Source organism: Schaalia hyovaginalis (assembly GCF_014208035.1).
Classification (GTDB): Bacteria; Actinomycetota; Actinomycetes; order Actinomycetales; family Actinomycetaceae; genus Pauljensenia; species Pauljensenia hyovaginalis.
Window position 1 is genome coordinate 813,299 of record NZ_JACHMK010000001.1, and the last position, 13,353, is coordinate 826,651.

Genomic DNA, 13,353 nt, shown 5'->3' on the forward strand with positions numbered 1-13,353 from the left:
GAACTCCGCCCCGTTCAGGCGAGAGCCTCAGGCTGAGAGCGCGGCGGCGGCCGCGAGAAGGGTTGAGGCCCCGATCGTCAGGCCCTCGACGTTTCCGTAGGCGGCGTCCTCGTGCTCGATGTTGATGTTCATGTCCGGGTTGCATTCGCGGGCGACGCTGAGGAACTCGGTCCAGTAGTCGACGTCGTGGCCGAGGCCGAGGGCGACGAAGCGCCATGCGGGATCCTCGGGCCACGACGAGCACCAGTAGTCGTAGGCGACCGGCGTCTTGTTCTCCGCCTCTGCGGGCACGGGTGTGAAATCGGTGTCGAGCACTCCTCGGTAGGCGGCGCCCGGGAAGATCTTCGTATCCTTTGCGTGGACGTGCCCGACGAGGCCGCCGAGGCGCTTCATGGCGGCGATCGGATCCATCTGTTGCCAGAAGAGGTGGGAGGGATCCATATTGACGCGGAGGTTCGTCGCCCCGGTCTTGGAGATGAGGCGCTCGAAGGAGGGGACGGTGAAGACGAGGTTGCGCGGGTGGAGTTCGAGGCAGACCGTCACGCCATTGTCACGTGCGAGGGCGTCGATCTCCGTGAAGAAGGGGGCGACGACACCCCATTGGTAGTCGAGGACCTCCATGTCGATCCCGTTCCACGGATTGACGACCCAGGTCGGGTACTTCGCGCTCGGATCGGTGCCGGGAGTGCCCGACATGGCGACGATCTCCGTGACGCCGAGGAGGCCGGCCAGGCGAATCGCCTGACGGAGGTCGTGGGCGTGCTTGATGCCCTCCTTGGGCAGGGGCGAGGTCGGGTTGCCCGACGTGTTGAGGCCGGTGAGTGCCATCCCCTTCTCCTCGAAGACCCCGAGGTAGTCCTCTCGGGCGGTGGCCGAGGCGAGAAGGGAATCGACCGGGCAATGGGGGGAGGGGATGAATCCGCCGACGTTCACTTCAGCGCCCGAGAGGTCGGCGTCCTTGAGGACGTCGAGCGCATCGGGAAGATCCCGGTCGGCAAGGCAGGCGGTGTAGGCGCCGTAGGTGAGGGACATGAGGAGCTCCTTGACGGTGTGTGGGGATCAATCGTTGTAGCGGGAGACGTCGACCGCGGCTCCGCCCGTGGCGGCCGATTCTGCGACGGCAGCGGCGATGAGGATCTCGCGGTAGCCGTCGGCGAAGCTCGCGCAGCGGGGGAGGGCCTCGTCCTCGGGGACGCCGGCGACTTCTTGGAGGAAGGCGTAGGCCTGGTAGGTGAACTGCTCGATCTGCGTGAGGCCGACGCCGCCGAAGGCCATGGACGAACCGCGCTCGAAGTAGGGGAAGGTCGGATTGACGAGGACCTGACGCGCACCGGACAGGCCCCTGGGGGCGGAGGCGTCGTCCACGATGATCTCAACGGTGCGGGCGAGGTCCCAGGCGGCGCGACCCTTCGAGCCGTGGACGTCGATCATCATCGCGTTCGGCATTCCCCAGGCGATGCGCGAGGCGGAGAAGGTGTCGATCGCGCCATTGGCGAAGACCCCGGTGAAGGAGGCGACGTCATCGTTCGTCACCTCCGCCATCGAAGCCTTCGCCAAGTCAAGGGCGGTGCCGCGGGTGACGTGACCCTTCGCGACGGGGCACTGCGTGATGGCGGTGAGCATCGCGCCGCCCGAGACGGTCACGAGGCGCCCGCAGATGGTTTCGGCCGTGTCGATGAGATGGGAGCCGACGTCGCCGAGGGCGCCCGATCCCATGGGCCCGGAGTAGCGCCACGCCATCGGTGTGTTCGGGTCGCAGCCGTAGTCGCACCAGTAGCGGGCGTTGATGTGGGTGACCTCGCCGAGGTGGCCGGTGTCGACGAGCCTTGCGATCTCGGCGACCGCGGCATTACGCCGGTAGGTAAAGCCCGTAGAGGTGACGAGCTCGGGGTGGGCGGCCTCGACCTCGGCCATCGCCCGGGCCGACTCAAGGGTGTCGGCGAGGGGCTTCTCGCAGAGGACGTGCTTGCCGGCCTCGATGAGGGCCTGAGCGATCTCGCGGTGGAGGGCATTGCCGACGACGATCGAAACGATGTCGATGTCGGGGTCGTCGGCGATGGCGCGCCAGTCGGTGACGGCCTTCTCGTACCCGTACCGCTCGGCGGCGTCGCGGGCGAAGGGCTCGTAGGCGTCGGCGATCGCGGCGAGTCGGACCTTCGGCAGGCCGAGGTTGAACACGGTGCCGACTTGGCGCCAGGCGTTCGCGTGGGTGGTGCCGGCCATGCCGGCGCCGATGACTGCAACGGAAAGGGATTCAGCGTTCATGTGCTGCGTCCTCGTTGTCTTCGTCGACCAAGCGATTAACGCGCGTTAATCGCGTGGCGTCAGTATGTCGCCACCTGGGGTCGAATGTCAATACCTTTCGTGGAGGTGGCAGATCGCGGCAGCTCGGAGCGGGTGGATGCCGCCGAGGTGGCGGCTGTGGGACAATCGACTGGCCCTCGGCGTTCGTGGGAAGGAGGGGGCGTGGCCCGTTCTGCTCGGAAGACGACGATCGCAACGGTCGCCCGGAGCGCTGGTCGTTCGATCTCCACCGTGTCGGCCGCCCTCAACAATGCGCCGGGCGTGGCCCCCGCGACCCGTGAGGAGATCGTGCGGATCGCAGCGGAGCTCGGCTATGAGGCCGATCCGAGGGCGCGTCTCCTTCGGGCGGCGCGGACTGGGGTGATCGGCGTCTCCTACTACCTCGGACAGGCCTTCCAGGCCGAGCTCATCGACGCCCTCTATCGAGCCGCGGAACTCCACGGCCTTGGACTCGCGCTCGCGGCCTCGACCCCGCGCCACGGCGAGGTTGAAGGCCTTCGCGCCCTCGTCCGTGATCGCTGCGAGGCGATCATCGTCGTCGACTCCCTCATCCCCTACGGCGAGCTCCGCGCGGTCGTGGGCGGGTTGCCCTTGCTCTACCTGTGCCGGGAGAGTCCCTCGCCCGAGGTTCGAGCTGTCCGTTCGACCGATGAAGCGGCAATGCATGACCTCGTCGACCACCTCGTCTCGACGGGAAGGCGGCACATCGTCCATGTCGATGGCGGGGAATCGCCCTCGCGGGATCTGCGTGCCCATGCCTATGTCGAGGCGATGGCCCGGCACGGGCTTCGCGCCCGTATCCTTCCGGGTGGTAGTGGCGAGGAAGCTGGCATCGCCGCCATTGAGCAGCTTGCGGGGGAGGGGGAGTTTCCCGAGGGGATCCTTTTCTTCAATGACCATGCTGCGATCGGCGCCCTCCTCGAGCTGAGGAGGCGCGCGATCCGCGTCCCCGAGGATGTGGCGATAGCCGGATTCGACGGCATTGCCATCACCGGTCTCAGCGCCGTCGACCTTACGACCGTGCGCCAGGACGTTGATCGCATCGCTGAGACGGCGATCCGTCATCTCGCCGGTGTCCTCTCCGATGCCTCCGAGTCCCGGAAGGGTGCGGATCTGGGCGGGGCCCGAGGCTCTGCTGAGGAGGCGGGGTCGTTGCTCGTCTCTTCTCTCGAGGCCGTGCCCACGCGCCTCGTCGTGAGGGGATCGACGGCGATCGAGTAGCTGGGAGCAGTGCGGGCGCGCGTTGTGGGAGGGCGGGGGCTGTGGCCGACGGGCGCGCCCTCGCGCGCCGGGTTTCGAGGGTCGGATCCTCGGGAACCAGAATGAGGGGAAATTGTTCCCAAATGTTCGCACAAAGACTTGTCAGAATCGTTTCGGACGACTAGTCTCATCGTATGTCCGAATCGATTCGGAACTTCGATTGACCGAGGAGCGACAAAGATGTCCAAAGCCGTCAACACTCTCGACCCCACGTACTCCAAGCTCACGATCGGCGTGTGCCCGGACCAATGGGGCGTCTGGTTCCCCGACGACCCCAAGCAGATGGACCCGCGCCGGGCGTGGGAAGAAATGGCCGAAGCCGGATTCGAGGTGATCGAGACCGGCCCCTTCGGATACTTCCCGACCGACCCGAAAGAGCTCCAGAAGTGGTGCGATGAATTCGGCATGCGCGTCGTCGCCGGCACCGGCTGGGGGATCCTCCACAAGGCCGAGGCCTGGGAGACGACCCTGAAGACCTTCCGGGCCATCGCTGAGACCCACGCCGCCGTCGGCGCGGAGTACCTCGTCCACCTCCCCCCGCTCTACCGCGACGACAAGACCTGGGAATGGACCGACGACCGCGTTCTCTCCGACGACGCGTGGAAGCTCTACGTCGAGCACGCCAACGCCCTCGGTCAAATGCTCCTCGACGAGTACGGGCTCAAGATGGTCCTCCACCCGCACGGCGACTCCCACATCGAGACGCCCGAGGAGATCGCCCGGATCTTCGAGGCGACCGACCCGACCTACGTCAACCTTTGCCTCGATTCCGGCCACGTCGTCTACGGCGGCGGCGATCCCATCGAGCTCTGCGAAAAGTACCCCGACCGCATCGCCTACGTCCACATCAAGGCCTTCGACGAGGACATCACCCGCGAGGCGCACGAGAAGGACTGGCCCTTCGGCGAGGCCGTGACGAAGGGCGCCTCCGTCTGCCCGCCCAAGGGTCTCCCCGAGATGCACGCCTTCGTCGATGCGCTCGCCGCGCTCGACAAGCCGCTCTACGCGATCTGCGAGCAGGACTGCTACCCCTGCGACCCCTCCTTCCCCAAGCAGAACGCGATCAACATGCGTACCTATCTCGCCGAGTGCGGGCTCGGCCTCGCCTGATCGGCTCCTTCGCGCCGACGACGGCGCACACCACCACATGCACCCGCCTGGGGGCGGGAACTCGAAGAAGAGGACACATCATGACCATTCGTATCGGACTCATCGGGGCCGGCGGCATGGGCCGCGCCCACCTCACGCGCATCCACGACGATCTTTCGGGCGCCGTCATCACTGCGGTCGCCGACATCAACCTCGAGGCCGCCAAGTCCGCCGCCGAGCCCTACGGGGCGAAGGCCTACGGCACCTCCGACGAGCTCATCAACGACCCCGAGGTCGATGCCGTCGTCATCGCGACCTTCGGAAAGGTGCACGCGCCGGACGTCATCAAGGTCATCGAGGCCGGGAAGTACGTCCTCTGCGAGAAGCCGCTCGCGACGACCGTTGAGGATTGCCTGCGAATCATGGAGGCGGAGCAGGAGGCGGGCAAAAAGCTCGTGACCGTCGGTTTCATGCGTCGCTTCGATACCGGCTACAATGAGATGAAGCAGATCCTCGACGCCGGTGAGCACGGCTACGCGACGCTCGTCCACTGCCGCCACCGCAACCCCTCGGTGTCGGAGAACTACACGACTCGCAACATGATCGACGACACCGCGATCCATGAGATCGACATCTGCCGCTACCTGCTCGGCGAGGAGATTGTGTCCGTCCGCGTCGACACTCCGCGCGCGACGAGCCATCGCTTCGCGCACCTTCAGGACCCGCTCGTTCTCGTCGCGAAGACCGAATCTGGCGTCCTCATCGACGATGAGGTCAACGTCAACCTCCACTTCGCCTACTCGATCGAGTGCGAGCTCGTCATGGAGACCGGGACCGTGCGCCTCGGCGATCAGGAGACCGTCCACATCCGCGACGGATTCGGCAATCGCAACGCCATGTGCCAGTCGCACATCGACCGGTTCCAGGCGGCCTTCAATCGTGAGTTCCAATCGTGGATCAATGCGGTCGCCCGCGATGAGCACACGGGATCGAGCTCGTGGGATGGCTACGCCGCGACCGCGGTCGTCGATGCTGGACTCGACTCCCTTGACAACGGAGGGCGCGAGGTCGCGGTCTCGCTCATCGACAAGCCTGCCTTCTACGCCTGAGAGGCCTGGCGCCGCCGGGGGAGGGGCTCGTTCCCCATGCACCCGGCGGCACTGGGGTCTTCCAGCGCCTCGTGCCGCGTCGTCGACGAAATATGTCCCCGGGCATTGCCCTCCCCGTGGGAAGGCACTACGCTTAACGCGCATCAAATGTCGGGACAAAGTTGTCTTGACCGCATTGCCCCGCCGCTCCGCCCATCGAAGCGCCCCACCCGTCACCGAGAGGATCATCATGGTTGACATCGCCCTCGATCCGAACATGTACTACATGAGCATGTCCACGGCGGACACGCTCCGAAAGGCCGGAGAACTCGGCTTCCGCTACGTCGAACTCTCGCCGAACAACGAGTTCCACCTCTGGCACCACTACCCCAAAGCCGACCGCTCCTTCATCGAAGATCTCAAGAAGGCGGAGAAGGACAGCGGGGTCAAAGTCCGCACCCTCAACCCCGTCTTCAACTGGTCATCACCGGATGAAGCGGAAAGGCAAGCGCAAGTACGCAACTGGCGCCGCCTCCTTGAACTCGCCGACGCCCTCGAAGTCCGCGACATCGTCTCCGAGTTCTCCGGCGACCGCAACTTCGCGAGCCGCTCCGAGCAGCAGTGGTACCGATCGATGGAGGAGCTCATCCCCGACTTCGAAAAATACGGGATCCGCCTCAACATGGAGGCCCATCCCTACGACTTCGTCGAACTCCATGATCGGGCCCTTGAACTCGTCCGGTCCCTCGACAAGGACTGGATCGGATACGAGTACTGCTGCCCGCACACTTTTCACCTCTCCGACGGCGTCGGCGATGCGGGGCGCATGATCCGTACCGCTGCCGAAGCTGGCAAACTCCGCGAAGTCCACGTGTCCGACGGATTCAACCACCGGATCAACGACGGGAACCGCTACATCGTCAACCCGCCCGGCGCCGATGTCACGGTTCACCAGCACAACGCGATCGGTCAGGGAGAGGTCCCGTGGGACGAGGTCTTCTCGACCCTGCGCGAGTTTGCATTCGACGGCATCGTCTCGGTCTGCATCTTCGGATGGCACGAGCGGGCCGATGAGTACAACACCGCCGCCCTCGAACGGCTCACCGCCGAACTCGGCGCCTGATTCCACCTGTCGCCGCGCCCCGAAGCCGCCGGGGCGCGGCGCCACCAGGGCCCGACACCGGAGTCGGCCCTCTCACCCTGCGGCCCATGCCCACGGACCTGCCGATGAAGGCAGGCCCCCTCCAAGGAGACTCCCATGTCCACACCCACCGTCGGCGTGTCAGAACTCACGCGCGACCGGCTCGACGCCCTCGTCGCGCAGACCCCAGCATCCGGGCCGAAGCGCTCCCTCGGGGTCATCGCCGTCGTCGCCACCCTTGGCTCGCTCCTCTTCGGATACGACACCGGCGTCATCTCGGGCGCCCTGCCCTACATGTACCTGCCAGGTGCGGCCGATGGCCTCAGCCTCACGACCAACGAGGAAGGATGGATCGGCGGCCTCCTCTGCCTGGGTGCCGCGATCGGCGCCTCGGTCGGCGGCAAGCTCTCCGACAAGTACGGACGCCGTCACAACATCACCCTTCTTGCGATCGTCTTCCTCATCGGCGCGGTCGGGTGCGCGCTCAGCCCCAACATCTGGATCCTCTACGTCTTCCGCATCATCCTCGGCTTCGCCGTCGGCGGCGCCTCCGCCACGGTGCCCGTCTTCCTCGGTGAAACCGCGCCCAAGCGGATCCGGGGAACCCTGGTCGCCGTCGACCAGATGATGATCGTCTTCGGCCAGTTCCTCGCCTTCTCGATGAACGCCGCACTCGCCCAGTACCACGGCGGCCCTTCCGTCGAATCGGGCGGCGAAACCCTCGAGTACACGAACGCCATCGCCGCCCAGGTCGCCTCGGGCACCCTCGCCGTCGACGGCGGAAACGGCATGACGTGGCGCTACATGCTGATCCTCGCCTCCCTCCCCGCGATCTTCCTGTGGATCGGCATCCGTCTCATGCCCGAGTCCTCGCGCTGGTACGTCGCGAATATGCGAATCCCGGAAGCCATCGGCTCCCTCAAGCGCGTCCGCGATGAGGAGAAGGACGGATCGATCGCCGATGAGGTCGATGAGATGCTCGAGGTCCAGCGCAAAGAGGCGAACCAGGAGAAGTGGTCGCTCTCTCAGATCTGGGGGACCAAGTGGACGAGGCACCTCCTCGTCATCGGCATCATCCTCGGCCTCGCCGATCAGCTCACCGGCATTAACACCGCGATGTACTACACCCCGAAGGTCCTCGCCGCAGCCGGCTTCCCGATGACGGACGCGATCTCCCTCAACGTCATCTCCGGCGGCATCTCCTTCCTCGGCTCGGCGGCCGGGCTCTGGTTCGTCACCCGCTTCGCCAGGCGCCACGTCGGCATCTACCAGGAGAGCGCGATCGTCATCTCGCTCGGCCTCCTCGCCGCGGTCTTCTTCTTCCTCATCGAGCCCTTCCAGACCGCCGAGGGCGATATCGTCGGCGCCCCCGCCTTCGCCCCGGTCCTCGTCCTCATCATCGTCTGCCTCTTCGTCTTCGCGAAGCAGTCGGGCACGGTCACGTGGGTCCTCGTCTCGGAGATCTTCCCGATGAAGATCCGTGGCACCGCCCTCGGCATGGCGGTCGGCGCCCTGTGGATCGCGAACGCCATCGTCTCGATCGTCTTCCCGATCATGATGGCGCACCTCGGCGGTGCGGGCACGTACCTCGTGTTCTGCCTCATCAACGTCGCCTCGCTCCTCTTCTACATCAAGTTCGTCCCCGAAACGAAGTACGACTCCCTCGAGGAGCTCGAGGTCCGCTTCGAGAAGGAGTACAGCTGACTCCTCTCGGAGTCGGTCGGCGCACCGGATGGGGGCGCTGACGAGAAGATCCGACGAGACGAGACGGGGCCTCGTCGACGGGATCATGAGCGGCGGCTCGCGGATTCTCCGCGGGCCGCCCGTCGTGCCCGCTCGGGCGGGCCCGGGATGGAGGCCAGGATGAAGGAGCGAATGCGCGTGGGACCTGTCCGTGAGCGCAGTCGGCGCGTCCCGCGGGTTCTGCCGTACAGGAGGGGAGCGGCGCTCGTGACGATGAGGCAGACGGCGCCCGATGTCGAAGAGGTGAAGGCCGACGATGTGCCGCATGCCGTGTCGACGCCCGATCGGGCGTCGACACGGGGAAGCCGCGGTGGAGCGGCGAAGGAGGGGACGAGCCGTGACGGTCAGGGGAGGGGCAATGGGGAGAGCGTGAGCCCCCTCCGCCTCGCCTACGGACATTCCCGAGATGCATCAACTCCCCGGGGCAGGACCGGAGGATTCGGTCCCGCTCCCGGGGAGTGTTCATTCACCAGGGCTCGGGGACGGAGAGCCGGGTGTCCCGCGTTCCGGCGTCGGCGTCGCGAGGCCCGGCAGCCGCCTGGGAGGATGCCTCAGAGAGTGAAGAGGGTCGACTCGAGGTAGTTGCGCGCCTTGAGCCCGTAGGCGTGCGGGTTCGCGATCGCCGGATCCTGCTCGGCTTCGACGAGGATCCACTTGTCGTAGCCGTGATCGATGAGGAAGCGGTAGGGCTCCGTGAAGTCGATCATGCCGTCGCCGGGAACTGTGAACATGCCATTGAGGAAGGAATCGAGGAAGGAACGCCCGAGTTTCTTCGACTCTTCCATCTTCTCGGGGCGGACGTCCTTGAAGTGGACGTGCGCAACGCGATCGATCGTCGCTTCGAGGAGGCCCATGACATCGCCGTCGCCGACGAAGGCATGGCCCGTGTCGAAGAGGAGGGAGACCTTGTCAGGATCGGTGAGCTCCATGAGCGTGATCGTCTCGGCCTTCGTCTGGACGACGGTGCCGAGGTGGTGGTGGTAGACGAGATCGAGACCGTGCTCCTTGGCGATCTCGCCGAGGCGGTTGAGGCCCTCGGCAAGGACGGGCCATTCCTCGTCGGTGAGGACGGGCTTGTTCGTGAAGATACAGACGTCGCGAATGCCCTGAACTGAGCCGGTCTGCTCGGAGACGACGACGCGGGTGGCGCCGAGGTATTCAAGGTATTCGCAGGTCGCAGTAAATTCGGGGATGACGGCCTCGATGCCGTCGCGGACGATGAAGGAGGAGAACCACTGGGCGACGATTTTGATGCCGCGGGCATCGGCGCGCTCCTTCGTCTCCTCCTTCGAGGGGTACCAGCCGGCGACCTCGGTTCCGGCGTAGCCGAGGTCGGCGAGGTCGAGGAGCTCATCCTCGAGGGTGTTGAAGGCGCCGACCTCCTTGATGTCGTCGTTGCGCCACGAGATGGGGTGCATGCCCCAGCTGATGCCATGCGGGTCCGTGATGGCGGTTGCGGGGTCGAGGCGGAAGGCCATGATGATCTCCTTCGATCTGTGGTGGAGGCCGCGCTCGCGGCCGGGGGGGGAGAGAGAAGGGACGAGGCTGGGGCCTCGGGTCGGGGGAGAGGGCGGGGCGTCGAGGCGGGCGCCCCGCCCCCGTGGAGGATCAGGAGTAGCGCTCCTCCATGTCGCGCTCGATCTCCTCGAGCGAGCGGCCGGAGGTTTCGGGCATCACCTTGAGGAGGATGAGGGCGATGACGAGGTTGAGGACGCCGTAGATCGTGTAGGTGAGGCCGCCGCCGAGGCCCTCCATCATCGTCGGGAAGGTCCAGGTGATGATCGCGTTGGTGATCCACATGCAGAAGATCGCCGTTCCGTTCATGACGCCGCGGACGTTCGAGGGGAAGATCTCGCCCATCATCGTCCAGACGACGGTGCCGTTGGAGGACTGGACGATGAGCATGAAGACGCCCATGAGGCCGAGGATGAGGAACGCGGCCCAGGCGGGCGGGGTCGTTCCGGAATTCATGTGGGGGGCGATGGCGAACTGGAAGGTTGCCGCGATGCCGAGGAGGCAGACGCCGACGCCGGTGACGTCGGCGATGAGGATCTGACGGCGACGGAAGCGGAGAATGAGCCAGATGCCGATCGCGGAACCGATGACCGACATGACGCCGTTCGCGACCTGCGCGGTGATCGAGGCGGAGGTGCCCATGCCCGCGTACTCGAGGACCTTCGGCGCGTAGTACATGACGGTGTTGACGCCGGTCGTCTGGTTGACGATTGCGAGGAAGATGCCGACGAAGAGGAGCTTGCGCAGCCACGGGGTGTTCCACACGTAGCTGAGGCCCTTCTTCTGGGACTCCTCTTCGAGTTCGTGCTGGCGGGCGTCCGCCATCTCCATGAGCTCGTCCTCGATGGAGCCGTCCTTCTCGGGATCGCGGACGCGCTTGAGGGCGCCGATCGCTTCGTAGAGGCGCTCCTTGGCGATGAACCAGCGCGAGGACTCGGGCATGAGGCGGATGCCGATCCACAGGGCGATCGCAGGGATCGAGCAGAGGACGAGCATGTACCGCCAGGTCTCGCCGTTGCCGACCGTGATGGTGAGCTGGTTGAGGAACTCATGGAACTGCGTCGGGTCCATCGACCCGCCTTTGGAGGTCTGAAGCGCCGTGATCGTGTCGTAGGAGTAGGTGCCCGGGGCGAAGGTGCCGGTCGGGTCCTCGGCGATTGTGATCTGCGGGCCGCCCTGAGCCTGGTTGATGATCGCGTTCATCGTGAAGGCGAGGAGCTGGCCGGTGACGATCATGAGCTGGTCGATCGCGACGATGGAGCCGCGGATGCGCTTCGGGGCGGTTTCGGCGAGATAGACGGGGACGGTGGCGGAGGCGCCGCCGACCGCGAAGCCGAGGACGAGGCGGAAGGGGTACATGACCCACACGTTCGGGGCGAAAGCCGTGCCGAGCGCGCCGATGAGGAAGATCACCGCGAGGAGGGTGATGTTGTGGCGGCGTCCGTAGCGGTCGGAGAGACGGCCGCCGAAGAGGGCTCCGAGGGCGGCGCCGACGAGGAGGGTGCCGCCGATGGCGCCTTCCTCGAGGCTCGTGAGCTGGAGGCCCTGCGCCCCGAAGGGCATGTACATGTAGGGGAGGGCGCCGGAGATGACGCCCGTGTCGTAGCCGAAGAGGAGCGAGCCGAGGGTCGCGACCGCGGCGATCGCGAAGATCGAACGGTGCGCGCCCGAGGGCGGGGTCGTGTCGACGGCAGCTGCCATCTGGGCGCGGGTGATGCCCTTGAGGGGCACCTGCTGAGGGCCGGAGCTCATTCGAGGTCCTTTCTGATTCTCGCGACCGACGCTGGTCGCATCGACAGTGGTGGTGGGGCGGGCGCGTCCTCGGCCGGGGGAATGCTCCGGTCGACGGCGGCCCGAATGGACTCAGGCGTCGAAGGTCGTACGGCCCTCGACCCGGGGAACGTCGTGCCACTGACCGTCGGCGGCGGAGGCGACGACGGCCTCATCGACTTCAGCGGCGCACCAGGCGTCCGCGGCCGAGGGCGCGAGCTGCTCGCCGGTGAGGACGGACTGGATGAACTGGGCGGCTTCGATGGACTTCATGTCATCGAAGCCCATGGAGGTGCCGATGGCGGGCTGGTAGCGGTGCCACTCGCCCCAGGCGGGGTTCGCCATTGCGCGCGTGTAGCCGTGGGTGGGGCCGCCGTCGACGCCGATGCAGACTTCGAGCTCGTTGAGGCGCTCGAAGTTCCAGCGCGCCGAGCCCTTCGTGCCGTAGACCTCGACGACGTATTCGGCGCGCGGGCCGACGCTCACGCGCGAGGACTCGAGAGTGCCGATGACGCCGTTGTCGAAGCGGACGAGCATCGAGACGTAGTCCTCGTTCTCGACGGGGCCGACCTCGTCGCCGATCTCGAAGCCGGAGTGGCCGAAGCCCATCTTCGTCGGGATCGGGCGTTCGGTGATGAAGGTGTCGGTGACGGCGGTGACGGAGGCGATGCGGCCGATGATGTACTGCGCGAGGTCGGCGCCGTGGCTCATGAGGTCGGGGACGACGCCGGTACCGGCCTTTTCGCGCGAGGCGCGCCAGGTGAGGGGGCCGAGGGGCGAGGAGTTGTAGTCGGCGATGAGCCAGGCGCGGATGTTCGTGATCCGGCCGAGCTGTCCCGTGCGGACGAGTTCGCGCATGTATTCGATGGCGGGGGTATGGCGGTAGTTGAAGCCGACGGCGGTAACGAGTCCGGCCTTCTCGGCGGCGAGGGTGACGGCGCGGGCCTGCTCGACGTTGACGCCCATCGGCTTTTCGATCCAGAAGGGCTTGCCGGTGTCGATCGCGGCGAGGGCGATCTCCGCATGGAGGAAGTTCGGCGAGCAGATCGACACGACCTCGACCTCGGGATCGGCGAGGAGCTCGTGGTAGTCCGCGTAGGCGCGTTGGAAGCCGAGGTCTTCGACGGCGGCGCGCTGGGCCTCCTTGACCGGGTCAGCGGCGGCGACGAGTGTGGCCTCGACGCCGAGCTCGGGGAAGCGCTCGGAGAGGGAACGGTAGGAGCGGGCGTGGAGTCGGCCCATCCAGCCGAGGGAGATCACACCGACTCCGATTGTCTTCTTGGTGCTCATTTTTTCCTCCTTACCGGCCGCCTTCGGTCGGGATCGGAGCGCGCAATCGTCATTGATAACGCGCGTCAGCAAGCTTGTAAGTACAAAAGTATCAGGCCTGTGCGGGTTTCCGCAAGGGATTCGTCAAGAGTCCGCGAATTCCCAGGTCGCAGA

At 66.2% G+C, this 13,353-nt stretch carries 10 protein-coding genes; 5 read left to right on the forward strand and 5 right to left on the reverse strand.

The window, feature by feature from the left end; genetic code table 11:
- Nucleotides 1–27 precede the first annotated feature (27 nt).
- A complete protein-coding gene (locus tag HD592_RS03445) occupies nucleotides 28–1,032 on the reverse strand; it encodes a sugar phosphate isomerase/epimerase family protein (protein WP_184451903.1) in 1,005 nt (334 codons plus the stop codon).
- A gap of 27 nt (nucleotides 1,033–1,059) precedes the next feature.
- Complete coding sequence (locus HD592_RS03450; protein ID WP_184451905.1) at nucleotides 1,060–2,265, reverse strand: Gfo/Idh/MocA family protein; 1,206 nt, start codon at nucleotides 2,263–2,265, stop codon at nucleotides 1,060–1,062.
- Between the two features lie 201 nt (nucleotides 2,266–2,466).
- On the opposite strand from HD592_RS03450, the gene HD592_RS03455 reads away from it, so the two are divergent.
- The 5 genes from HD592_RS03455 to HD592_RS03475 all read left to right on the forward strand — a co-directional run bounded on the left by HD592_RS03455 (nucleotide 2,467) and on the right by HD592_RS03475 (nucleotide 8,586).
- Entirely contained in the window at nucleotides 2,467–3,525 is a 1,059-nt protein-coding gene (locus tag HD592_RS03455) for a substrate-binding domain-containing protein (RefSeq protein ID WP_184451907.1), read from the forward strand.
- 219 nt (nucleotides 3,526–3,744) lie between these two features.
- Nucleotides 3,745–4,674, forward strand: a complete 930-nt coding sequence (locus HD592_RS03460; RefSeq protein WP_184451909.1) for a sugar phosphate isomerase/epimerase family protein — start codon at nucleotides 3,745–3,747, stop codon at nucleotides 4,672–4,674.
- Between the two features lie 80 nt (nucleotides 4,675–4,754).
- Nucleotides 4,755–5,762 (forward strand): Gfo/Idh/MocA family protein, encoded by a 1,008-nt coding sequence (locus HD592_RS03465; RefSeq protein ID WP_184451911.1) that lies wholly within the window; start codon nucleotides 4,755–4,757, stop codon nucleotides 5,760–5,762.
- Between the two features lie 229 nt (nucleotides 5,763–5,991).
- Nucleotides 5,992–6,864, forward strand: coding sequence for a sugar phosphate isomerase/epimerase family protein (locus HD592_RS03470; protein ID WP_184451913.1), 873 nt, complete (start codon nucleotides 5,992–5,994; stop codon nucleotides 6,862–6,864).
- Between the two features lie 135 nt (nucleotides 6,865–6,999).
- Nucleotides 7,000–8,586 (forward strand): MFS transporter, encoded by a 1,587-nt coding sequence (locus tag HD592_RS03475; protein WP_184451915.1) that lies wholly within the window; start codon nucleotides 7,000–7,002, stop codon nucleotides 8,584–8,586.
- A 590-nt stretch (nucleotides 8,587–9,176) separates the two neighbouring features.
- Here HD592_RS03475 and iolE read toward each other — a convergent pair.
- The 3 genes from iolE to HD592_RS03490 all read right to left on the reverse strand — a co-directional run bounded on the left by iolE (nucleotide 9,177) and on the right by HD592_RS03490 (nucleotide 13,200).
- Nucleotides 9,177–10,103, reverse strand: a complete 927-nt coding sequence (gene iolE / locus HD592_RS03480) for a myo-inosose-2 dehydratase (protein WP_184451917.1) — start codon at nucleotides 10,101–10,103, stop codon at nucleotides 9,177–9,179.
- A 130-nt stretch (nucleotides 10,104–10,233) separates the two neighbouring features.
- Nucleotides 10,234–11,892 (reverse strand): MFS transporter, encoded by a 1,659-nt coding sequence (locus tag HD592_RS03485; protein WP_184451919.1) that lies wholly within the window; start codon nucleotides 11,890–11,892, stop codon nucleotides 10,234–10,236.
- A gap of 111 nt (nucleotides 11,893–12,003) precedes the next feature.
- Complete coding sequence (locus HD592_RS03490) at nucleotides 12,004–13,200, reverse strand: Gfo/Idh/MocA family protein (RefSeq protein WP_184451921.1); 1,197 nt, start codon at nucleotides 13,198–13,200, stop codon at nucleotides 12,004–12,006.
- Nucleotides 13,201–13,353: the final 153 nt, after the last annotated feature.